Source organism: Paraburkholderia tuberum STM678 (genome assembly GCF_902833905.1).
In the GTDB taxonomy this organism is placed as follows: Bacteria; Pseudomonadota; Gammaproteobacteria; order Burkholderiales; family Burkholderiaceae; genus Paraburkholderia; species Paraburkholderia tuberum.
In genome coordinates, this window is the sequence record NZ_CADFGP010000010.1 from 117,096 (window position 1) to 140,111 (window position 23,016).

At 63.8% G+C, this 23,016-nt stretch carries 14 protein-coding genes and 1 pseudogene; 5 read left to right on the forward strand and 10 right to left on the reverse strand.

Annotated elements, in window-relative coordinates:
- Positions 1-124: 124 nt before the first annotated feature.
- The 3 genes from odhB to typA all read right to left on the reverse strand — a co-directional run bounded on the left by odhB (position 125) and on the right by typA (position 6,637).
- Entirely contained in the window at positions 125-1,399 is a 1,275-nt protein-coding gene (odhB, locus tag HWY30_RS11320) for a 2-oxoglutarate dehydrogenase complex dihydrolipoyllysine-residue succinyltransferase (RefSeq protein ID WP_090804136.1), read from the reverse strand.
- 141 nt (positions 1,400-1,540) lie between these two features.
- Entirely contained in the window at positions 1,541-4,402 is a 2,862-nt protein-coding gene (locus tag HWY30_RS11325; RefSeq protein WP_090804134.1) for a 2-oxoglutarate dehydrogenase E1 component, read from the reverse strand.
- 405 nt (positions 4,403-4,807) lie between these two features.
- The gene (gene typA, locus HWY30_RS11330; protein WP_090804133.1) at positions 4,808-6,637 is read right to left on the reverse strand and encodes a translational GTPase TypA; all 1,830 of its coding nucleotides are present in this window, start codon (positions 6,635-6,637) and stop codon (positions 4,808-4,810) included.
- 326 nt (positions 6,638-6,963) lie between these two features.
- Here typA and HWY30_RS11335 point away from each other — a divergent pair, with 326 nt between their 5' ends.
- The 4 genes from HWY30_RS11335 to HWY30_RS11350 all read left to right on the forward strand — a co-directional run bounded on the left by HWY30_RS11335 (position 6,964) and on the right by HWY30_RS11350 (position 11,974).
- Positions 6,964-7,479: a MarR family winged helix-turn-helix transcriptional regulator gene (locus tag HWY30_RS11335; protein ID WP_090804131.1), complete on the forward strand. Its 516-nt coding sequence runs from the start codon at positions 6,964-6,966 to the stop codon at positions 7,477-7,479.
- 52 nt (positions 7,480-7,531) lie between these two features.
- Positions 7,532-9,052 carry an efflux transporter outer membrane subunit gene (locus tag HWY30_RS11340; protein ID WP_090804130.1) on the forward strand — a complete coding sequence of 507 codons (1,521 nt, stop codon included), beginning with the start codon at positions 7,532-7,534 and terminating at the stop codon, positions 9,050-9,052.
- A gap of 83 nt (positions 9,053-9,135) precedes the next feature.
- On the forward strand, positions 9,136-10,377 hold the full coding sequence (locus HWY30_RS11345; protein ID WP_090804128.1) for an EmrA/EmrK family multidrug efflux transporter periplasmic adaptor subunit: 1,242 nt from the start codon (positions 9,136-9,138) through the stop codon (positions 10,375-10,377).
- Between the two features lie 34 nt (positions 10,378-10,411).
- Positions 10,412-11,974 carry a DHA2 family efflux MFS transporter permease subunit gene (locus HWY30_RS11350; RefSeq protein WP_090804126.1) on the forward strand — a complete coding sequence of 521 codons (1,563 nt, stop codon included), beginning with the start codon at positions 10,412-10,414 and terminating at the stop codon, positions 11,972-11,974.
- A gap of 124 nt (positions 11,975-12,098) precedes the next feature.
- Here HWY30_RS11350 and truB read toward each other — a convergent pair whose 3' ends face one another.
- The 5 genes from truB to rimP all read right to left on the reverse strand — a co-directional run bounded on the left by truB (position 12,099) and on the right by rimP (position 18,647).
- Positions 12,099-13,034: a tRNA pseudouridine(55) synthase TruB gene (gene truB / locus HWY30_RS11355; protein WP_090804125.1), complete on the reverse strand. Its 936-nt coding sequence runs from the start codon at positions 13,032-13,034 to the stop codon at positions 12,099-12,101.
- Positions 13,035-13,112: 78 nt separating this feature from the next.
- Positions 13,113-13,478 (reverse strand): 30S ribosome-binding factor RbfA, encoded by a 366-nt coding sequence (gene rbfA / locus HWY30_RS11360; RefSeq protein ID WP_008922231.1) that lies wholly within the window; start codon positions 13,476-13,478, stop codon positions 13,113-13,115.
- A gap of 222 nt (positions 13,479-13,700) precedes the next feature.
- The gene (gene infB / locus HWY30_RS11365) at positions 13,701-16,622 is read right to left on the reverse strand and encodes a translation initiation factor IF-2 (RefSeq protein WP_090804123.1); all 2,922 of its coding nucleotides are present in this window, start codon (positions 16,620-16,622) and stop codon (positions 13,701-13,703) included.
- 94 nt (positions 16,623-16,716) lie between these two features.
- Positions 16,717-18,192, reverse strand: a complete 1,476-nt coding sequence (gene nusA / locus HWY30_RS11370) for a transcription termination factor NusA (protein ID WP_090804122.1) — start codon at positions 18,190-18,192, stop codon at positions 16,717-16,719.
- On the reverse strand, positions 18,189-18,647 hold the full coding sequence (gene rimP / locus HWY30_RS11375; RefSeq protein ID WP_006052964.1) for a ribosome maturation factor RimP: 459 nt from the start codon (positions 18,645-18,647) through the stop codon (positions 18,189-18,191). Before rimP ends, nusA begins: the two co-directional genes overlap by 4 nt.
- A gap of 654 nt (positions 18,648-19,301) precedes the next feature.
- Between rimP and HWY30_RS11380 the strand changes: the two are divergent.
- Positions 19,302-19,768: pseudogene (locus HWY30_RS11380) on the forward strand (IS110 family transposase); the annotation flags it as partial.
- A gap of 302 nt (positions 19,769-20,070) precedes the next feature.
- Here HWY30_RS11380 and rluB read toward each other — a convergent pair.
- Both rluB and scpB read right to left on the reverse strand, forming a co-directional pair.
- The gene (rluB, locus tag HWY30_RS11385) at positions 20,071-21,846 is read right to left on the reverse strand and encodes a 23S rRNA pseudouridine(2605) synthase RluB (RefSeq protein ID WP_090804120.1); all 1,776 of its coding nucleotides are present in this window, start codon (positions 21,844-21,846) and stop codon (positions 20,071-20,073) included.
- Positions 21,847-21,909: 63 nt separating this feature from the next.
- Positions 21,910-22,953 (reverse strand): SMC-Scp complex subunit ScpB, encoded by a 1,044-nt coding sequence (gene scpB / locus HWY30_RS11390; RefSeq protein WP_090804119.1) that lies wholly within the window; start codon positions 22,951-22,953, stop codon positions 21,910-21,912.
- Positions 22,954-23,016: the final 63 nt, after the last annotated feature.

Consider the following 23,016-nt stretch of genomic DNA (forward strand, 5'->3'; position numbering starts at 1 on the left):
TGGCGGAACGGCGCCGGGCCACCCGAGGTGGCGCGCGCCGTTCCTGTACTGCGAAATGCTAAAGACGTGCTACGGATGACGCCGGCCCGCGCAAACCGCGGGCCGGCGTCGGTGGAACGTGCGCTTACAGGTCGAGCAGCAGGCGAGCCGGATCTTCCAGCGCATCCTTCATCGCGACCAGCGACAGCACTGCTTCGCGGCCGTCGATGATACGGTGGTCGTACGACAGCGCGAGGTAGTTCATCGGGCGGATCACGATCTGGCCGTTTTCGACCACTGCGCGTTCCTTGGTGGCGTGCACGCCGAGAATCGCGGACTGCGGCGGGTTGATGATCGGGGTGGACAGCATCGAGCCGAACACGCCGCCGTTCGAGATCGAGAACGTACCGCCGGTCATTTCTTCGATGGACAGCTTGCCGTCCTTCGCCTTCTGGCCAAATTCGGCGATCTTCTTCTCGATGTCGGCGAGGCTCAGCTGATCTGCATTGCGCAGGATCGGCACCACCAGACCGCGCGGCGAACCGACAGCGATACCGATGTCGAAGTAGCCGTGGTAGACGATGTCGTTACCGTCGATCGACGCGTTCACGAGCGGGAACTTCTTCAGCGCGTGAACAGCCGCCTTCACGAAGAACGACATGAAGCCGAGCTTCACGCCGTGTTCCTTCTCGAACTTGTCCTTGTACTTGTTGCGCAGCTCCATGACCGGCGCCATGTTCACTTCGTTGAACGTCGTGAGGATGGCGTTGGTTTGCTGCGACTCGAGCAGACGCTCGGCGATACGAGCACGCAGACGCGACATCGGCACGCGCTGTTCCGGACGGTCCTTCAGCCATTGATCGGCCGATGCCGGGGCCTTGACGTCCGGCAGCGACGGCTTCGCAGCCTTCGGTGCGGCAGCCGGAGCCGGTGCAGCCTTGGCAGCCGGAGCAGCCTGGCCGGCGACGAGCACGTCGCCCTTCGTGATACGGCCGTCGCGGCCGGTGCCGGCGACGTCGCCCGCAGCCAGACGCTTCTCTGCCATCAGCTTGCCGGCAGCCGGCGAAGCAGCGGTGTTCGAGCCCGTTGCGACAGCGGCCTGAGCCGCCGGTGCGGGAGCCGCGGCAGCGACCGGAGCCGGCTTCACTTCGGCTTCGACAGCGGCGGCGCCTGCGGTGCCTTCCGTGTCGATCTTCGCGATCACCTGCTCAGCCGTGACCGTGTCGCCGTCGTTCGAAATGACTTGCGCGAGCACGCCTGCTGCCGGCGCCGGCACTTCGAGCACGACCTTGTCGGTCTCGATTTCGATGAGGATTTCGTCCTGAGCGACAGCCTCGCCGGGCTTCTTCTTCCACTGCAGCATGGTTGCCTCCGAGACCGACTCGGAGAGCTGGGGAACCTTGACTTCAACAATAGCCATTATGAGTATCCTGAATACGTATCGGGTGACGGCGCTTCTTCACGACCGCCTGCGAACCGTGAACGCCGCGCCTGACCCTCATGGGAAACGTTCGGCGCGGCGCGGGAAAGCGCACTGCGCTTTCCCGGCTCGTCTGTTTCTTTATTTAGCGATCGACGCGCTCTTGAGACGGCCGAAAGCGCCTTCGATCAGCGCCTTCTGCTGCTCGTAGTGCTTCGCGTAGTAGCCGACTGCAGGCGAAGCCGAAGCCGGACGGCCGCTGTACGCCAGCTTCTGCCCTTCCTTCATGCCTTCCTTGAGATGGTGCTCGATGTAGAACCACGGGCCCTGATTCTGCGGCTCGTCCTGCACCCACACCACTTCGGTTGCGTTGTCGTACTTCTTCATTTCCGCTTCGAACTGCTTGTGCGCGAACGGATAGAGCTGTTCGATACGGATGATCGCGACGTCGTTCACCTTCGCTTCGCGGCGATGCGCGACCAGGTCGTAGTACACGCGGCCCGAGCAGGCCAGCACGCGCTTGACCTTCTTCGCGTCGATGGTTTCGTCCACTTCGCCGATGACCGGCTGGAACGAACCCTTCGCGAGTTCCGACAGATCCGACACGGCTTCCTTGTGACGCAGCAACGACTTCGGCGTCGCGACGATCAGCGGCTTGCGGAACAGGCGGATCATCTGGCGACGCAGCAGGTGGAAGACCTGCGCCGGCGTGGTCGGCTGAACGACCTGCATGTTGTGGTCTGCGCACAGTTGCAGGAAACGCTCGATACGGGCCGACGAGTGCTCCGGACCCTGGCCTTCGTAGCCGTGCGGCAGCAGCATGGTCAGGCCCGACACGCGGCCCCACTTCACTTCGCCCGACGAGATGAACTGGTCGATCACGACTTGCGCGCCATTCACGAAGTCGCCGAACTGCGCTTCCCACGCGACGAACGTGTTCGGTTCAGCGGTCGAGTAACCGTATTCGAAGCCGAGCACCGCTTCTTCCGACAGCACCGAGTCGATCACCGTGAACTTCGCCTGACCTTCGGCGATGTTCTGCAGCGGCACGTAGGTGCCGTCGTTCCAGCGCTCGCGGTTCTGGTCGTGCAGCACTGCGTGACGGTGCGTGAACGTGCCGCGGCCCGAATCCTGACCGGTCAGGCGCACGGCATAACCGGATGCGACCAGCGACGCGAACGCGAGGTGCTCGCCCATGCCCCAGTCGAGCTTCGCTTCGCCGCGGCCCATGGCGCGACGGTCGTTGATCACGCGCTCGACGAGCGGGTGAACCTTGAAGTTTTCCGGAATCGTGGTGATGCGTTCGGCGAGGCGCTTCAGTTCCGCGAGCGGCACGGCCGTGTCGGCCGCGTCGGTCCACTTGCGGTTCAGGAACGGCACCCAGTCCACCGCGTACTTGCTCTTGTAGTTCGAGAGCACCGGGTCGACCGTGTGGTGGCCCTCGTCCATCGCCCTGCGATAAGCCTTGACGAATTCCTCGCCATCCTCGGCCTTGATGACGCCCTGCTGAACGAGCTTTTCCGCGTACAACGCACGCGTGCCGGGGTGCTTCGAAATCGTCTTGTACATCAGCGGCTGCGTGACCGCCGGGGTGTCCTGCTCGTTGTGGCCCAGCTTGCGGAAGCAGACGATGTCGACGACGACGTCCTTGTGGAACTGCATGCGGAAGTCGATCGCCATCTGGGTGGCCAGCACGACCGCTTCGGGATCGTCACCGTTCACGTGCAGCACCGGCGCTTCGATCATCTTGACGACGTCCGAGCAGTACAACGTGGAGCGCGAGTCGCGCGGGTCCGACGTCGTGAAGCCGATCTGGTTGTTGATGACGATGTGCAGCGTGCCGTGCGTGCCATAACCGCGCGTTTGCGCGAGGTTCAGCGTTTCCATCACGACGCCCTGGCCGGCGAAAGCCGCGTCGCCGTGGATCTGCACCGGCAGCACCTGAACGCCGTTTTCGTCGCCGCGACGGTCCATACGCGCCTTCGCCGAGCCCTCGACCACCGGGTTGACGATTTCGAGGTGCGACGGGTTGAACGCGAGCGACAGGTGAACCGGGCCGCCTTCCGTCGCGACGTCCGACGAGAAGCCCTTGTGGTACTTCACGTCGCCAGCCGGCAGATCATCGACGTGCTTGCCTTCGAATTCGGCGAACAGGTCTGCCGGCATCTTGCCGAGCGTATTGACCAGCACGTTCAAACGGCCACGGTGTGCCATCGCGATGACGATTTCCTGAACGCCGCGCAGACCGCCGTGACGCACGACTTCGTCCATCGCCGCGATGAAGCTCTCGCCGCCTTCGAGCGAGAAGCGCTTCTGGCCGACGTACTTGGTGTGCAGGAAACGCTCGAGGCCTTCGGCGGCCGTCAGGCGATTCAGGATGTGCTTCTTCTTGTCGTTGTTGAAGCTCGGCGTCGAACGGATCGATTCGAGGCGCTCCTTCCACCAGCGCTTCTGCTCCGGATCGCTGATGTACATGTACTCGACGCCGATCGTGCCGCAGTACGTGTCGCGCAGGGCTTTGACGATCTCGCGCAGCGTCGCGCGCTCGAACCCGAAGTACAGATTCGTTGCGCTGAACTCCTGGTCCATGTCGGCTTCGGTGAAGTCGTAGAACGCGGGTTCAAGTTCGGGGATCGCGGGACGCTCGCGGCGCTTCAGAGGATCGAGATTGGCCCATTGCGAGCCGAGGAAGCGATATGCGCCGATGAGGGACTGGACGTAAACCTGTTTGCGGGCGGTTGCGAGATCTTCGCCGCCGGCCGTTGCGCGCGGCAGGAAGGCATTGGCCTTGGCGCGCTGGGCAAACGATTCGACGATCGGGCCATGGGCCACGTCGTTGGCGTTGCTGCCGTCCGATGCGGGCACGTTCTGCAACGCATCGAAATAGCTGCGCCAGGTCTCGGGCACTGACGCCGGATTATCGAGATACGCTTCGTACATTTCTTCAACGTACGGAGCATTGCCGCCGAACAGATAAGAGTTCGACTGGAATTGCTTCATCATTTTTACGCTCACCTTTCTTCGAGTTTCTCGAGAAATAGCGGGTTACCGAACCTTCCGCGACACGGCCTGACCGTTTAGCGGATTGCGCGAATCAAGTCTTGCTTGGAAGGACCTAAAACTTTGCACCCGGGAGCATAGCACAGAACGAATAGTCCAGATAGCGAACGGCACAGGCGCAAAGCCTGTGATGGCGGGCGTTTCGCGGGTGACGGGGTGCCTTTTCACAGCGCGCAACAGTGTTCTGTGAGAAATGAAGGCGAACGGCGCGATGGGTGTCTACATGTGTGCCGCCCCGGAAAGTGGCAGGCATGATGCAGCGCCAAACGTTTTGATGCGCCAAAAACAAGGAAGCCACCCGAAGGTGGCTTCCGCTTCCTGCTATCCAGACGGATATTCGAGTCCGGCTTATTCGCCGGCAACCTTGTTGCGGCTCGCGCTGCGGCGCTCGTGTTCCTTCAGGTAGCGCTTGCGCAGACGGATCGACTTTGGCGTGACTTCGACCAGCTCGTCGTCGTCGATGAACTCGACCGCGTATTCGAGCGACAGCTGAACCGGCGGCACGAGACGCACGGCTTCGTCGGTGCCAGACGCGCGCACGTTGGTAAGCTGCTTGCCCTTGATCGGGTTCACGACGAGATCGTTGTCGCGGCTGTGGATGCCGATGATCATGCCTTCATACAGCGCTTCTCCCGGCGCCACGAACATGCGGCCGCGGTCCTGCAGCTTCCACAGTGCGTACGCGACTGCCGCGCCGTCGTCCTGCGAGATCAGCACGCCGTTGCGACGTTCGCCGACCGCGCCTTCCTTGACCGGCTGGTAAGAATCGAACGTGTGGCTCATCAGTCCCGTACCGCGCGTGAGCGTGAGGAATTCCGACTGGAAGCCGATCAGACCACGCGCCGAAATACGGTACTCGAGACGCGTGCGGCCACGGCCGTCCGATGCCATGTCGAGCATTTCGCCCTTGCGGCGGCCAAGTTCTTCCATCACGCCGCCCTGGTGGGGGTCTTCCATGTCGACGGTCAGATTTTCGTACGGCTCGTGCTTCTCGCCGTCGATTTCCTGCATCACGACGCGCGGACGCGACACGGCCAGCTCGTAGCCTTCGCGGCGCATGTTTTCGACCAGAATGGTCAGGTGCAGCTCACCGCGGCCGGCCACTTCGAACGTCGTTTCGTCGCCGGTATCGCGCACGCGCAGCGCGACGTTGTGATTCAGTTCCTTCATCAGGCGGTCGCGAATCTGGCGGCTCGTGACGAACTTGCCTTCACGGCCCGCGAGCGGCGACGAGTTGACGAGGAAGTTCATCGTCAGCGTGGGTTCGTCGACGGTGATCATCGGCAGCGCTTCCGGCTGTTCCGGCGAGCAGATCGTCACGCCGATGCCCACTTCCTCGATACCGTTGATCAGCACGATGTCGCCCGCCTCGGCCGAGTCGACCTGCACGCGATCGAGACCCTTGAACGACAGCACCTGGTTGATCTTGCGATTGAGGATTTCGCCTTCCGGGCCCGATCGCACCGCGACGGCCATGCCCGGCTTGATGCGGCCGCGCGTGATACGGCCAATGCCGATACGACCAACGTACGACGAGTAGTCGAGCGACGTGATTTGCAGTTGCAGCGGACCTTCCGGGTCGGCCGGGCGCACCGGCACGTGCTGCAGGATTGCCTCGAACAAAGGACGCATGTCGCCGTCGCGTACATCAGGCGTGAGACCCGCGTAGCCGTTCAGGCCCGATGCGTAGACGATCGGAAAGTCGAGCTGCTCTTCGCTGGCGCCGAGCTTGTCGAACAGGTCGAAGGTCTGGTTGATCACCCAGTCGATCCGCGCACCCGGACGGTCGACCTTGTTGACCACGACGATCGGCTTCAAACCCAGTGCGAGCGCCTTCTTCGTGACGAAGCGGGTTTGCGGCATCGGGCCTTCCACCGCGTCAACGAGCAGCAGCACCGAGTCGACCATCGACAGCACGCGCTCCACTTCGCCGCCGAAGTCGGCGTGCCCCGGCGTGTCGACGATATTGATGTGCGTGCCCTCGTACTCCACCGCGCAGTTCTTCGACAGGATCGTGATGCCGCGCTCTTTTTCGATGTCGTTCGAGTCCATCACGCGCTCGGCGATCTGCTGGTTCTCGCGGAACGTGGCGGTCTGACGGAGGAGCTGGTCGACGAGCGTGGTCTTGCCGTGGTCGACGTGAGCAATGATGGCGATGTTGCGTAGGGCGCGGGTCATAGGAAACCTGAAGACGGTTGAGTGCGCCGCTTGCTTATGCTGCTGGTTGAAGAGCCAAACCACGACAACAAGCCCAAAGCGCACTTTTGGGAACCCAAAATTATAGCACGCACGGATGATCCTTTTCTGGTATTCCCCGATAGACCGTCCGCTCTCCGCGCCTGCGCGAGTTGCGCGAATCGCGCCTTGCCCCGCCCTACGTCATTCCGTACGGTTTGTTGCTTGAGCGCGAAATAATCCTTGCCTAAGCTGTATCAACGCTTGTCGCGTCAATCAACAGCCAGCTATACTAATGCCTAGTCAACCATTGCATTCGCACGAGAATCATGACGGAGCCGTCCAACGAATCCACGCCGGATCTCAGCGAGTACCAGCTCGGTGAAAGCGTCGGCTATCTCATCTCACGGGTGAGATCGACGCTATCAAACCTGATCACGCAGCGCAGCATGGCCGAACTCGGCATCACCAGCCAGCAAGGCAGCATCCTGTTCATGGTGGCGAGCGGCAAATGCCTGCTCGCGGCTGAGTTGGCGCGTGAATACGGAATCGACGCAAGCGCCGTCACGCGCCTGATCGACCGGCTCGAAAAGCGCGGCCTGCTCACGCGGGTGCGCAGTAACGAAGACCGGCGCGTCGTGCGCCTCGCGTTGACGCCGGAAGGCCATGCGATCGCGGCTCGCATGCCGGCTATTTTCAATGGCGTGCTCGATAACCTGCTGAACGGGTTCACCCCGGAAGAAGTGGGCTTCCTGAAGAGCATGCTGCGTCGCGTGCTCGTCAATTCCGGCGAGCACACGGGACTTTCCCGCGACGCCGCAAGCCATCCCGATAGCAAATCGTAATAGCTTGCTTGCTGCGTCCATCAATACATTCCACTCAAAGAAGAGTCGAGCGATGAAATCCCTTTCCCTGTCCGCGCCCGCGCTGTCGAGCCGGGCCGCTGTCGCCGCAGCGGTGACGGCGCTCGCCCTCACGGGGTGCGCGAACTACTTCGGCGTCAAAAGCGACAAGCAGATCGCGTCGCCGACGCAGTACGAGTCGACGCAGAGTCTGCCCAACGAGGGCGGCCAGTGGCCATCGCTCGACTGGGCCAACCAGTTCGGCGACCCGCAACTGCCGAAGCTGATCGCGGAAGCGCTCGAGGGCAGCCCGTCGATCGCCCAGGCGCAAGCGCGGCTCGCAAAGGCTTCCTCGTATATCGAAAGCTCGCGCGCAGCGCTGTTCCCGAAGGTCAGCGCGAGCTATTCCTGGACCCGCGAGCTGTATTCGGCAAACTCCCTTTACCCGCCTCCGTTCGGCGGCACCTGGTATAGCGAGAACAACGTGCTCGCGAGCGCGTCGTGGGATCTCGACCTGTGGGGCAAGAACCGTCAGCGGCTCGGCCAGGCCGTGTCGCAGCAGAAAGCCGCCGAGGCCGATATGCAGCAGGCGCGCGTGACGCTCGCCGCGTCGGTCGCGAGCACCTACAACCAGCTCTCGCAGCTGTATGCGTTTCGCGACATCGCCGCGCGTGAAATCGCGAACCGCCAGGACGTCGGCCGTATCACGAATGACCGCGTGACGGCCGGCCTCGACACCAACGTCGAGAAGCAGACCGCCGCCGGCAACGTCGCGACGAGCCAGTCGAACCTGACCGACCTCGACGGCCAGATCACCGTCGTGCGCTACCAGTTGGGCGCGCTGCTCGGCAAAGGCCCGGACCGTGGCCTGCGGATCGACAAGCCGGTGCTCACCGGCGGCGACGTGGTCGCTCTGCCGGACAACATCCCGGCCGACCTCGTGGCGCGTCGCGCGGACATCGTCGCCGCGCGCTGGCAGGTCGAAGCCGCGATGCATGACGTGAAGGAAGCGAAAGCCGAGTTCTACCCGGACGTGAATCTCGCGGCCGGCTTCGGCTTCGACGCGTTCGGCTGGGGCCGTTTCCTGACCGCGTCGAGCCGTCAGATCCAGTTCGGCCCGGCGATCCATCTGCCGATCTTCGACGCCGGCGCGTTGCGCGCGCAGTTGAAGGGCCGCTACGCCGACTTCGAGGGCGACGTCGCGAACTACAACCAAACGCTGATCAACGCGCTGCAGGACGTCTCGACGCAGGTGTCGTCGATCCGCTCGATCGACCGCCAGGAGGGTGACGCCCAGCGCGCGCTCGACGCGTCGAGCAAGGCGTACCAGCTCGCCGTAATCCGCTACAAGGCCGGCCTGTCGCCGCAGCTGCAGGTGCTCACCGCCGACGAAAACCGCCTTGCCGCGGAGCAGACGGTCACGGGTCTGCAGATGCGCCGCCGCAGTCTGCAGATCGGTCTGATCAAGGCACTGGGCGGCGGCTTCGACGCAACCCAGACCGGTCTCGTCGTGCCGACCGATGCTCCCGCATCGGCCAACGCCGCGAACCACGCCACGAGCACCGCCGCGAACTGAGCGAGCCCGCCCGCGCCGACGCACACGCATACACACGAACACCCGAATAAACGACGACGTTCAAAAGAACCCGGAGCACATCAATGAGCACCCCCCAGCAGCCCGCCACTCCACCGCAAGCGGCGAACAACGGCAAACGCAAGCGCATGATGACGCTGCTCGTCATCGTGATCCTGATTGCCGCGGTCGCGTACGGCCTGTACTACTTCCTCGTCGCGCGCTTCCATGAAGACACCGACGATGCCTACGTGAGCGGCAACGTCGTGCAGATCACCCCGCAGGTCACGGGCACCGTGATCGCGGTCAACGCGGACGACACCCAGGTCGTCAAGGCCGGCGACCCGCTCGTCGTGCTCGACCCGGCCGACGCGCGCGTCGCACTCGAACAGGCCGAGGCCAATCTTGCGCAGGTGGTGCGCCAGGTGCGCGGTCTGTTCGCCGACGACAGCCAGTACGAAGCGCGGGTCGCGGCGAGCCAGGCCGATCTGTCGCGCGCCCAGGACGACCTGAAGCGCCGTATGACGGTCGCGCAAACCGGCGCGGTATCGCTGGAAGAAATTTCGCACGCACGCGACTCCGTGAAGAGCGCGCAAGCCGCGCTCGACGCCGCCAAACAGCAACTCGCGGCAAACCGCGCGCTGACCGCGAACACCACGATCGCCGATCACCCGAACGTGCAGGCCGCCGCCGCGAAGCTGCGCGACGCATACCTGAACCACGCTCGCAATACTCTACCGGCGCCGGTCACAGGCTATGTCGCAAAACGCTCCGTGCAGGTCGGCCAGCGCGTATCGCCCGGCTCGCCGCTGATGGCGATCGTGCCGCTGCATGACGTGTGGGTCGAGGCGAACTTCAAGGAAGTGCAACTGAAGCACATGCGCATCGGCCAGCCGGTCGAACTGACGGCCGACGTCTACGGCTCGTCGGTGCCGTATCACGGCAAGGTGGTCGGCTTCTCGGCCGGCACGGGTTCGGCGTTCTCGCTGCTGCCCGCGCAGAACGCGACCGGCAACTGGATCAAGGTCGTGCAGCGTCTGCCGGTGCGTATTTCGCTCGATCCGCAGGAGCTGGAGAAGCATCCGCTGCGTATCGGTCTGTCGATGCAAGCTGACGTGAACATCAAGGACGACACCGGCGGCCAGCTCGGTCAGGCGCCGTCCACGGTTTACCAGACCAACGTCTTCGACAAGTACGGCGCTGAAGCCGATGCGGAAATCGCGCGCATCATCTCGGAAAACGCCGGCACGAACGCGAACGGCGGCGCGCAGAAGTCGACCGCGGCGAGCGCCGCGGCCGCCGCGAAACCGGCGGCCCATAAGAGCTGAGGGTCCGCCCGATGATTCATGGGAGGCTCTTTTAATGGCTCAGGCTCAGGCGCAGGTCCCTCACCCGCCGCTCGAGGGCGCGCAACTGGTGATCGGCACCATCGCGGTGTCGCTCGCCGTGTTCATGAACGTGCTCGACACGTCGATCGCGAACGTGTCGATCCCGTCGATTGCCGGCGACCTCGGCGTATCGTCCGACCAGGGCACGTGGGTGATTACGTCGTTCGCGGTGGCCAACGCGATCTCGGTGCCGCTGACCGGCTGGCTCACCGACCGCATCGGCCAGGTGCGGCTGTTCATGGCGTCGATCGTGCTGTTCGTGCTGTCGTCATGGATGTGCGGGCTGTCGCCGAACCTGCCGTTCCTGCTTGCGTCGCGCGTGCTCCAAGGCGCGGTGGCCGGCCCGATGATCCCGCTGTCGCAGACGCTGCTGCTCGCGAGCTATCCGCGCGCGAAGGCGCCGATGGCGCTATCGATGTGGGCGATGACCACGCTGATCGCACCGGTTGCCGGTCCGATCCTCGGCGGCTGGATTTCCGACAACATCTCGTGGCCGTGGATCTTCTACGTCAACATTCCCGTCGGCGCGGTCGCGGCCGCCGCGACGTGGATGATCTTCCGTAACCGCGATTCGGTCATCAGGAAGGCGCCAATCGACGGCGTCGGCCTCGGTCTTCTGATCGTCTGGGTCGGCTCGCTTCAGGTGATGCTCGACAAGGGCAAGGACCTCGACTGGTTCTCGTCGACGACGGTCGTCGTGCTCGCGCTCCTCGCGGTGATCGCGCTCGCGTTTTTTATCGTGTGGGAGTTGACGGCCGAGCATCCGGTGGTTGATCTGTCGCTGTTCAGCCGGCGCAATTTCACCGGCGGCACGATCGCGCTGTCGATCGGCTATGGGCTTTACTTCGGCAATCTCGTGCTGTTGCCGCTGTGGCTCCAGACCGATATCGGCTACACGGCGACAGAAGCCGGACTCGTGATGGCACCCGTCGGTGTGTTCGCGATCCTGTTGTCGCCTCTGACCGGCAAGGTGCTGCCGCGTACCGATCCGCGCTATATCGCGACGCTGTCGTTCCTGATTTTCGCGCTGTGTTTCTGGATGCGCTCGCGTTATACGACGGGCGTCGATACGTACTCGCTGATGCTGCCCACGCTGATTCAAGGTATCGGTATGGCCGGCTTCTTTATTCCGCTCGTGTCGATCACGCTGTCGGGCTTGCCGGGCCATCGGATTCCGGCGGCCTCGGGGCTGTCGAACTTCGTGCGGATCATGTGCGGCGGTATCGGCACGTCGATCTTCCAGACCGCCTGGGATCACCGCACGATCATGCATCACGCGCAACTGACCGAACAGGCGAATGCTTACAACCCAGCGTTCGGTCAATCGATTCATCAGATGGGCGCGGCGGGCCTGGATCAGCAGCAGACCTATGGTCTCTTCAACACCATGGTCACGCAGCAGGCCGCGCAGCTCGGCGTAAACGATCTGTTCTTCATTTCGGCCGGTATTTTTGTCGCGCTGATCGCGCTGATCTGGATCACGCGGCCGGAACGGGCAGGCGGCGATGCGGGAGCGGCGGCGGCCACGGCGCATTGAGGGGGGTGTTTGTGGTGTTGCTTTAGTTCGACACCGCTCCACCGGAGGGCATGATCAAAACGGGATCGCTCGATGGCGATCCCGTTTTTTTATTGTCCGCGCCGGGCTGGCAAAACGGCGACCTCTAGCTCTCCGTCGTCACGATCAGGCGGTCGGGTGCGAGCACGCCTTCGCCCGGCTTCGCGACCCCCAGAAGCCGCCCCTGCGCCGAGTACACCCTCACGCGCGGGGCATTCACCGCGTCGGCGGCGATCGTCAACGACGACAGCTTCAGGCGCTGGCCGTGAAGGAAGCGGCGCGTGTCATCGTCGTTCAGACAGACCTGTGGGAACGTGGACAGCAGCGCGTCGACCGGTTGCAGCCATGCGTCGCGTTCGAGTTCGGTCGCGTAGGACAACGCGTCGAGCGTGACCGAATGCTCGAGCGTCAGCGCGCCGACGCCCGTGCGCCGCAGCGCGACCAGATGCGCGCCGCAGCCGAGCGCTTCGCCGATATCCTCGGCAAGCGTGCGCACATAGGTGCCCTTGCTGCACGTCACGCGAAACGTCACATCCGGCAACGCGCACGCAATCAGCTCGAGCGCGCGAATCGTCACCTGCCGCCCTTCCCGTTCGACCGTCTGGCCGGCGCGCGCGTACTGGTACAGCGGCTTGCCATCGCGCTTGAGCGCCGAGTACATCGGCGGAATCTGAACGATCTCGCCGATGAATTTCGGCAAAGCCGCCCGCACCGCCGCTTCGTCGCAGTCGACGGCGCGGATGTCGAACGCCTCGCCTTCGGCGTCGCCGGTGGTCGTGCGGATACCGAGGCGCATCGTCGCCTCGTAGGTCTTGTCGGCTTCGAGCAAGTCTTGCGAAAACTTGGTGGCCTCGCCGAAACACAGCGGCAGCAGGCCAGTTGCCAGCGGATCGAGCGTGCCGGTGTGGCCCGCCTTTTTCGCCAGATAAAGACGTTTCGCGCGAACCAGCGCGTCGTTGCTCGACAGGCCGAGCGGCTTGTCGAGCAGCAGCACGCCATCGAGCGCGCGACGCGGCACGCGGGGGCGTTGAGGTGCGGTCATGTCGAGGGAGGCAGAACGTTCGGGAAATGCGAAAAACGGCGCCGCGCGCTACATGGAACGCCACGGCATGGCAGACGCTCAGTCGTCTTTCGCGCGCGTGGAATTTGCCTCGTCGATCAGACGCGACATCTCCACGGCGCGCTCGATCGTCTTGTCGTAGTGGAAATGCAGCGTCGGCACCGTGTGGATATGCAGGCGCTTGAACAGCAGATTGCGCAGATGGCCGGCAGCGTGCGTCAGCGCTTCGAGCGTTTGCTGCGGGTCGCCCGTCAGCGTCGTGAAGTAGACCTTCGCGTGCGCGTAGTCGGGCGTCAGCTCGACGCTCTGAAATGTGACGATGCCGATGCGCGGATCCTTGACCTCGCGCAGAAGCTCAGCCAGGTCGCGCTGGATCTGATCGGCGATCTGCACGTTGCGATTGGGAGTAGTACGTTTCTTAGGCATGGTGTTGTGTGCTCCGCTAAGACGGATGCCAAAAATTGGTTCGCGCGAGCCGTGTTCGATATTCGTTCGATACGACGGCGTCGCGGTCGCCGCGGCGGGGTGAGAGTCCATTTGCGACGAACGCGGCAGCCAAGCCAGCAACAAACTCGACACTGCGGGCTCAAAAACAACGGGCGGAGCGGGCGTCAAGCCCGTTCCGCCCGTTGTGCCGTGCCGCGCGAATTACAGCGTACGCGCGACTTCGGTGACCTCGAAGACTTCGAACTGATCGCCTTCGACGATATCGTTGAAGTTCTTGATCGACATACCGCACTCGAAGCCCTGACGGACTTCTTTCACATCGTCCTTGAACCGCTTGAGCGAATCGAGTTCGCCCGTGAAGATGACGACGTTGTTGCGCAGCACGCGCACCGACGACGAGCGCTTGACGAAACCGTCCGTGACCATACAGCCGGCCACCGTGCCGACCTTCGGCACCTTGAATACCTGGCGTACTTCCACCGTGCCCGTCACGACTTCGCGCTTCTCCGGCGCCAGCATGCCCGACATTGCCGCCTTCACGTCATCCACGGCGTCGTAGATGATGTTGTAGTAGCGGATGTCGACGCCATTAGCTTCCGCGAGCTTGCGAGCCTGCGCATCCGCGCGGGTGTTGAAGCCGATGATGACCGCCTTCGACGCCGTCGCGAGATTGACGTCCGACTCGCTGATGCCGCCGACCGCTCCGTGCACGATCTGCACGCGTACTTCGTCGGTGGAGAGCTTCTGCAGCGACTGCACCAGCGCTTCCTGCGAACCCTGCACGTCGGCCTTGACGATCAGCGGCAGGTACTGCACTTCGCCCTCGCCCATCTGCTCGAGCATGTTCTCGAGCTTCGCGGCCTGCTGCTTTGCGAGCTTGACGTCGCGGAACTTGCCCTGACGGAACAGCGCAACTTCACGCGCCTTGCGCTCGTCCGGCATCACGATTACTTCTTCGCCAGCCTGCGGCACTTCCGACAGACCCTGGATTTCGACCGGGATCGACGGACCCGCGGACTTGGTCGGCTTGCCGGTTTCGTCGAGCATGGCACGCACGCGACCGTAGGCGCTGCCTGCCAGCACGACGTCGCCGCGGTTCAGCGTACCTGACTGGACGAGGATCGTTGCGACCGGACCCTTACCCTTGTCAAGCTTCGCTTCGATGACGAGACCCTTGGCCGGCGATTCGACCGGTGCCTTCAGCTCCAGCACCTCGGCCTGCAGCAGCACGTTTTCGAGCAGATCGTCGATGCCCGCGCCGGTCTTCGCCGACACCGGCACGAACGGCGAGTCGCCGCCGTACTCTTCCGGCACGACGCCTTCCGTGACGAGCTCCTGCTTCACGCGCTCCGGATTCGCTTCCGGCTTGTCGATCTTGTTGATCGCGACGACGAGCGGCACGCCGCCAGCCTTCGCGTGGGAGATCGCTTCCTTCGTCTGCGGCATCACGCCGTCGTCGGCGGCCACCACCAGGATCACGATATCGGTCGCCTTCGCACCGCGGGCACGCATTGCCGTAAAGGCTTCGTGACCCGGCGTGTCGAGGAACGTGATCACGCCGCGCGGCGTTTCGACGTGGTAGGCGCCGATGTGCTGCGTAATACCGCCCGCTTCGCCTGCCGCAACCTTCGCGCGGCGGATGTAGTCGAGCAGCGAGGTCTTGCCGTGGTCGACGTGGCCCATCACCGTGACGACCGGCGGACGTGGCAGCGCTTCGGCGTCGCTCGCTTCGCCTTCGACCAGCATGGCTTCCGGATCGTCCAGCTTCGCCGCGAGCGCATGGTGGCCCAGTTCCTCGACGATGATCATCGCCGTTTCCTGGTCCAGCATCTGGTTGATCGTGACCATCTGGCCGAGCTTCATCATCACCTTGATGACTTCCGAAGCCTTCACCGCCATCTTGTGCGCGAGATCCGCGACCGTGATGGTTTCCGGCACATGCACTTCACGCACGATCGGTTCGGTCGGCGCCTGGAACGTGGTGCTCTGCTCCTGATGCTTGCCACGCCCCTTCGGACCGCCGCGCCAGCCACGATCGACGCCGCCGCTCGAATCGCCGCGCGTCTTGATGCCGCGGCGCTTCGCTGCGTCGTCCTGCCAGCCGCTCTTACCGCCGCCCGGCTTCTTCTTGTCGCCCGCCGACGGTGCGCTCGCGGGCGCCGGAGTCGCGGCGGTTGCCGGCTTTCTCGCTGCCGGGCGCGCCGGTGCTTCACCAGCCGGACGCGCCGGCTTATGCAGCGTGCCCTTGGCTTCGGCCGCCTTGGCCGGCTCGGCGGGCTTCGGTGCCGGTTCCGGCGCCTTCACCTGCGCCTTGCGCGGCGTGTTCATCATTTCGCGAATCGCGCGCGCTTCGGCTTCGGCCGCCGCGCGGCGCTTGGCGATTTCTTCCTGTTCGGCGCGCGCCTTTTCGGCGGCCACACGCGCGGCGTCTTCCGCTTTCTTCGCGGCTTCGCGTTGCGCGGCGCGTTCCGCTGCCGCGCGTTCGTCGTCCTGCTCGTTTGCCTTCTCGGCAACCGGTGCAGCGGCTTTCGCCGCCGCCTGCTGGGCCTTCTCGCGAGCCGCCGCCTCGGCCGCAGCCGCTGCGCGCTTCTTTGCATCTTCTTCCGCGCGCTGACGCTCGGCTTCCGCGGCCTGCTCGCGCGCCTGACGGTCGACTTCTTCGCGCTCGAGCTGTTCCTGGCGCGCCTTCAGCTCCTGCGCCTGCTTTTCGAGCAGCTCAGCTTCGTGACGTGCTTCTTCCTCCCGACGCTGCAGTTCGAGATCTTCTGCGTCCGCGTTCTCGGCCACATGATTCGATGCATCCCCGCCTTCCACGACAGTCTCGTCGCGGCGGACGAACGTGCGCTTCTTGCGCACCTCGACCTGAATGGTGCGAGCTTTGCCCGTCGCATCGGACTGCTTGATCTCCGACGTATGCCGTTTCGTCAGCGTGATCTTGCGCTTGTCTGCATCAGTCGAGCCGTGAGACTTGCGCAAGTGGTCGAGCAGACGCGCCTTGTCCGTTTCGGACAAGGAGTCGGCTTCGCTCGCTTTTGTGACGCCAGCTGCCTGCAGCTGCTCAAGCAGCACGCCTGCAGGCATTTTCAGTTCCGCGGCAAATTGGGCTACGTTGTTACTCGCCATTCATTCCTCTTAATGCAAGGACCGATTCCTTGCGGTTAGCATCGGGTCATGCGGCCTGACGGCCGCGTTCAATTCAGTGCGCCATGGTCATTTCTCACTGGAACCAGTGTTCACGTGCTTTCATGATCAACGCCTTAGCGGCATCCTCTCCCATCCCAGTCATCTCGACCAGTTCATCCACGGCCAGCTCGGCGAGTTCGTCGCGCGTCTGGATCTGATGTTCGGCCAGTTTCGCGAGCAGGTCGGCGTCCATGCCGTCCAGGCTCTTCAGGTCGAGCGCTACATTCTCGACCTTTTCTTCGTTCGCGATCGCCATCGTCAACAGCGCGTCGCGCGAGCGGTTGCGCAGTTCGTGAACGGTGTCTTCGTCGAATGCCTCGATTTCGAGCATTTCGTTGAGCGGCACGTAGGCGATCTCTTCGAGGCTCGTGAAGCCTTCGTCGATCAGGATGTCGGCGACTTCCTCGTCGACATCGAGACGCGCCATGAACAGGTCGCGCAGGACGCCACGCTCCTGATTCTGCTTCTGCGCAGATTCGTCCGGCGTCATGATGTTGATCTGCCAGCCGGTGAGCTCGCTGGCAAGCCGCACGTTCTGGCCACTGCGGCCGATCGCGACCGCGAGTTCGTTCTCGTCGACGACGACATCCATCGAATGCTTTTCTTCATCGACGACGATCGACTGCACGGCTGCCGGCGCGAGCGCGCCGATCACGAACTGGGCGGGGTCTTCCGACCATAGCACGATGTCGACGTTTTCGCCACCGAGCTCGTTGCGTACGGCCTGCACGCGCGAGCCGCGAATACCGACGCAGGTGCCGATCGGATCGATGCGCTTGTCATAAGCCACCACGCCGATCTTCGCGCGCACGCCCGGATCGCGAGCCGCCGCCTTGATCTCGAGCAGGCCCTGCTCGATTTCCGGCACTTCCATCTCGAACAGCTTCATCAGGAATTCCGGCGCCGTACGCGACAGCTCGATCTGCGGACCACGCGCGGTGCGGTCGACCTTCGCGATATACGCGCGCACGCGGTCGCCCACCCGAAGGTTTTCCTTCGGGATCAGCTGGTCGCGGCGCAGCAACGCTTCGACGCGGCCCGATTCGACGATGAAGTTGCCCTTGTCGAGGCGCTTCACCGAGCCAGTCATGATGTGTTCGCCGCGCTCGAGGAAGTCGTTCAGGATCTGCTCGCGCTCGGCGTCGCGCACCTTCTGCAGGATCACCTGCTTGGCGGCCTGCGCTCCGATACGGCCGAATTCGATTGACGGCACCGGCTCCTCGATGAACTCGTCGAGCTGAATATCGGGCTGCTGCTCGCGCGCCTCGAACAGCAAAATTTCCTGATCCGGTTCCTGCAGACCTGCTTCGTCCGGCACCACCTTCCAGCGGCGAAACGTTTCGTGCACGCCGCTTTCACGGTCGATGTGGACGCGGATATCCGCATCTTCTTCGAAGAGTTTCTTGGAGGCCGAAGCGAGAGCCGCTTCGAGCGCGGCAAATACCACGTCCTTATCGACATTCTTCTCGCGTGCCAGCGCATCCACCAGCATCAACACTTCGCGACTCATTGTTTGCGGCTCCTAAAGTCAACTTTCGGAACAAGGCGCGCCTTGTCCATGTCCGCGAGCGTGAAATCGAGCATCGCGGCCCCTTCTTTTCCTTCAAATTCCAGACCGATCGTCTCGCCTTGCGGAGCATGCAAAATGCCCCGGTACGATTTCCGACCGTCCAATGGCTTTTTCAGTGTGATAACCGCTTCGCTGCCCGCGAAACGTTCAAAATCCGCCAGTTTCTTCAGCGGGCGATCGAGACCGGGTGACGATACTTCGAGCCGCTCGTAATCGATATTTTCGACCGTCAGAACGTGCTGGAGCTGACGCGTGACTTTCTCGCAGTCTTCGATTGCGATGCCGGCTGGCTGGTCGATATAGATACACAACATGCCGCGCCCGGTGCGCTCGAGATCGACGAGCTCGTAGCCGAGTCCCACGACCGTGGTTTCAATCAGTTCCGTCAGTTGCACAGTGCCCTCTTAGATGTTCGCGCAGCGAGCCTCGCCTCTTCTGCAAACAACCAATGCGGGCCGCGCGCCAAGCCGGCGCACGTTCGTGCGAACCCGAGATGCCGAACCACGATGAACTGAGCGGCAAAAAAAAATGGGCTGAACGCCCATCATCTTATTGCCGGTGGTCGCACCTGAGCCGCACATGAAACCGTACGCCCAGCGACTTCGCGATTGTAGCCATTTTCCGGCCCAAACGCAATCCGCGGAACGCGGGGCGATGCGCATTTCCGCTTGATTTGATAGGAATCTTTCGACAATGTGGCGGCAAATCCGGGCTTTTGCAAGGTCGCCCGAGCCGTCGGGAAGGGGAGCCGGACGGGCTACGCCAACACTTTGCGGCGATGCGTCCTGTCGGTCTTCAGCGCAGTTTCGCACGGCGTTTGACGCATCGGAACGCCATGCGAACGCGGCAAACAAGAGGCGGCATAAAATCGCCAAAAACGATAAACGGCTCGGCCGGGAAGCACTCGACATTGCTAATCAGTATGCAGTATGACTCCCGTGAGGCAATGGCTAGGCCGCCGTAAGGAATCAAGCGCGGGTTAGCATTGCAGCCAGAGCAGCACAGTGCGGACACGGCCGCTCCCGGCGATTTTCGGCACGGAGGCCAGCATGGAAGACGATAGCACGCTGTGCGTCGGTCTCGATGGACACAAGGACTCGATCACAGTCGCGTATGCGCCGGGCTCGGGCGAAGTCGAACTGCTGGGCAAGATCGGTATGACGCAGACTGATATCGATCACCTGCGCAGGCGCCTGCAGTCGAAAGTGCGGCACATCTGCGTTGTCTGCGAGGCCGGTCCATGCGGCTACGGACTTTACCGGCAGTTCGTGCAGAAGGGATTCGGGTGCATCGTGTGCGCCCGATCGCTGATTCCGAAAAAACCGGGTGAACGGGTCAAGACTGAGCGGCGTGATGCGATCAAGCTTGTGCGGTCTTTGCGCGCCGGTGACCTCTCCGCGGTGTACGTGCCGAGCGACGACGAAGCGTTCCGCGATCTGGCACGGACGTGGGTGGCGCCAAAGACGACCTGAAGCGCGCACGGCAACGCGTGAAGGCATTTCTACTCTCGCTTGGGACGAGTAAGCCGCGACCAGGCTACGCAACGGACTACTGCATCCGACTTGCGGTTCCAGATAGCGGCAGGCTCATTGGGCGGACATCTGTAGTGCGGTACCCAACCCGCGGATATCAGCTTGATCCACCGCCGAAATGTACTGCTACGCCGCCCTGAGGAAATTCCGGCAACATGAATTCGAGAAACTAAAAACCCGATCCCGATTGACACCGGGAGTCATATCAGCCTGGCAGGTCATGCGAACTGCACCAAAGGGTATGGCCGTTCAACGGCCACTCCTCAAACGCGGTACAGCGCTCCGCTCAACGGCCGCGCGAGCGACCGCGCGCCGTGCCGCCGCCACGATTCGCGCCGCCCGAACCCGCGTTGCCGCCGGCACGGTTGGCGTTGCCGCCACGATTGCCGCCCGGCCCGCGATTGCCGCCGCTGTCGCCGGACGCGCCGGCACGCTTGCCGCCAGTGCGCGCACGGTTGCCGTTGGGCGACGACGCGCGATTGCCGTCGACGTCGCGGCCGCGCTGCCCCCCGGCGCCGCGATTGCCCACACCGACACCAGAACCAGTGCCGCCCTCCATGCCCGCGCCGAAGCCACCGCCCGCCGCGCCACGGCGACCCTGTCCGCGCGGCTGCTGCTCGAAGCGGCTGTGTGACATCAACACCGGCTCGCGGTTGATAAAGCCCATCGACGTCTGCATCGGATCCGGCTGACGACGCTCCGGCGCCGCATTGCGGCTACCGCGCTCCTCAGCCGGCGCCTTCAGGCCGACCGATGCCATCAGTGCGCGCACCTGATTGTCCTCGAGTTCTTCCCAGCGGCCGCGCTTCAGACCACGCGGCAGGGAGATCGGGCCGTGGCGCGTACGGATCAGCCGGCTGACCATCAGGCCGGCCGCTTCGAACATACGGCGTACTTCGCGATTCCGCCCTTCGGCGAGCGCGACGTGGTACCAGTGATTCGTGCCTTCGCCGCCGCCGTCGCGGATGCGCAAGAAATTCGCCGGGCCGTCCTCGAGTTCGACGCCGTTTAGCAGCTTCTGACGCATACCCTCGGCGAGTTCGCCGACGACACGCACCGCGTATTCGCGCTCGACGCTATAACGCGGATGCATGAACCGGTTCGCGAGATCGCCCGAGGTGGTCAGCATCAGCAGACCTTCAGTGTTGAAGTCGAGACGCCCGACCGCGACCCACTTGGCGGTTTTCATCGGTGGCAGCTTGTCGAACACCGATGGACGGCCTTCCGGGTCCGCGTGGCTGACGATTTCGCCGGTCGGTTTGTGGTACAGCAGCACGCGCGGCGGCTTGCCGGCGACCTTGCGCTTGACCGGCTTGCCGTTGATGCGGACCTGGTCGGTCGGCATGATGCGCTGGCCGATGTGCGCCGGTTCGCCGTTCACCGACACGCGGCCGGCGATGATCAGCTCTTCCATGTCGCGACGCGAGCCCATGCCCGCCTCGGCGAGCACCTTGTGCAGCTTCGGCGCGTCGTCATCGGGCGACAGCACGCGCTTCGGGGCCGCTGCCTTGCCATGGCGCAGCATCGGCGCGCGTACGCCGCCAGTCGTGGTGTTGTCGGCATCGAATGCGGGCGACGTCACGTATGAGAACAGATCGTCCTGAGCTGACTCCGCGGCCGCATCGGCGCCGCGGCGATTCTGGCGCTGGCCCTCACGTTGACCTTCGCGCGGCTGACGTTCGCGCTGGTCTTCGCGTGATGCGCCCTCGCGCTTCGCACCGCCAGCGTTACGACGCCCGCCCTGTTTCGCGCCCGCGTCCTTGCGCGGCGTGCGCACCTGGGCGACGACCTCGCCGTCCGGCGGCGTTTCGGCGACGACCGGCGCGCCTTGCGCGGGCGCGCCCTCGGCTGCCTTCGTCTTCGCGCCGGCGCGGCGTCGCGCGATCAGGCTGCGCGGCCCGCGACGCAGACCGCGGCGGGGGCGCTCTTCGCCCTCTGCTTCCGCGCCATGAGCCGGGCGCTCGCCCTCGCCTGTCGCCGCTTGCGTAGTGCGTTCGTCGGTCCGCGCCGACGGCACGGGGCGCTCGGATTCGGACGAATCGGTGTCGTGGGTATGTGTCAAAACAACCTCAAAATGTCAGGTCGCGCGCGCCCGTTGCGGGCGCGGCAAAAAAGTTCGGTTACGTCAGGCGCTGCGCGACTCGGTTTCGTCGTCGGTCAGAAAACCTGCGTCCTGTGCGGCATCGCGGCGATCCTCGGGATCGTCGTGCGCCGCCTCGATCGGGTTCGGCTCGGCAGCGTGCTCCGTATTGCGAGCTGCGCCCGAGCCGTGCGCGGGTGTTGCCGGATCGGTCTGGGCGACCGGATCGTAATGCTGTGCCGAGCCGGCGACGCTGGCATGCGCTGCCGCGGGTGCCGGTTCGGGCTGTTGTTGCATGTCGTGCGGCGCGCTCGACGCGTCTGACGCACTCGACGTGCCGGCCTGCCCGGTCGCTTCCGCACGGGGCTCCGGTTCGAGCGTCGACTCGGCTACCGTCTCGGGCGGCGCTGCTTCAAATCCCGACGCAGCGTGCTGCGCCGCTTCCGGCGGAGCCGGCTCGCCAGCCTCACCTGCGATGTCGTGCCCGGCATCCTGCACCGGCTGCTGCATGCTTTGCGCGTCACCCTCGGCAAACTCGATCGCGTGCTGACCCAGCAGATCCGCGTTCAGTTGTGCGGACGGATCGGCAAGCGGAGGCAACTCGTCAAGCGCCGTTAGACCAAGGTCGTCGAGGAACTGGCGCGTGGTCGCATACAGCGCCGGACGCCCCGGCACGTCGCGATGACCGATCACCTCGATCCAGCCGCGATCCTCGAGCTGCTTGACCACCTGCGTATTCACCGTCACACCGCGAATTTCTTCGATATCGCCCCGTGTCACCGGTTGCCGGTAGGCAATGATCGCGAGCGTTTCGAGCACCGCGCGCGAATATTTCGGCGGTTTTTCCGGATGCAGCCGATCCAGGTACGAACGCATCGCGGGCTTGCTTTGAAACCGCCAGCCCGACGCCAGCCCGACCAGCTCCACACCGCGCCCAGACCAGTCCCGCTTCAGGTCTTCGAGCAAGGTCCGAACAGTGTCCGCCGACACGCCGTCGGCAAAGAGCTTGCGCAATTCGCCGAGCTTTAACGGCTCCTGCGCGCAGATCAAGGCAGTCTCGAGGACGATCTTCGCCTCTTGGGTATTCATGCAGCTAGGTCAGACCCTGTGGTCAAAGAACCGGATCAAACAGACGATGTGGAACTGAAGACG

Coding starts and splice junctions, on each gene's coding strand:
- odhB (WP_090804136.1), bottom strand. CDS start 1,399: ATGGCTATTGTTGAAGTCAAGGTTCCCCAGCTCTCCGAGTCGGTCTCG.
- HWY30_RS11325 (WP_090804134.1), bottom strand. CDS start 4,402: ATGATGAAGCAATTCCAGTCGAACTCTTATCTGTTCGGCGGCAATGCT.
- typA (WP_090804133.1), bottom strand. CDS start 6,637: ATGACCCGCGCCCTACGCAACATCGCCATCATTGCTCACGTCGACCAC.
- HWY30_RS11335 (WP_090804131.1), top strand. CDS start 6,964: ATGACGGAGCCGTCCAACGAATCCACGCCGGATCTCAGCGAGTACCAG.
- HWY30_RS11340 (WP_090804130.1), top strand. CDS start 7,532: ATGAAATCCCTTTCCCTGTCCGCGCCCGCGCTGTCGAGCCGGGCCGCT.
- HWY30_RS11345 (WP_090804128.1), top strand. CDS start 9,136: ATGAGCACCCCCCAGCAGCCCGCCACTCCACCGCAAGCGGCGAACAAC.
- HWY30_RS11350 (WP_090804126.1), top strand. CDS start 10,412: ATGGCTCAGGCTCAGGCGCAGGTCCCTCACCCGCCGCTCGAGGGCGCG.
- truB (WP_090804125.1), bottom strand. CDS start 13,034: ATGACCGCACCTCAACGCCCCCGCGTGCCGCGTCGCGCGCTCGATGGC.
- rbfA (WP_008922231.1), bottom strand. CDS start 13,478: ATGCCTAAGAAACGTACTACTCCCAATCGCAACGTGCAGATCGCCGAT.
- infB (WP_090804123.1), bottom strand. CDS start 16,622: ATGGCGAGTAACAACGTAGCCCAATTTGCCGCGGAACTGAAAATGCCT.
- nusA (WP_090804122.1), bottom strand. CDS start 18,192: ATGAGTCGCGAAGTGTTGATGCTGGTGGATGCGCTGGCACGCGAGAAG.
- scpB (WP_090804119.1), bottom strand. CDS start 22,953: ATGAATACCCAAGAGGCGAAGATCGTCCTCGAGACTGCCTTGATCTGC.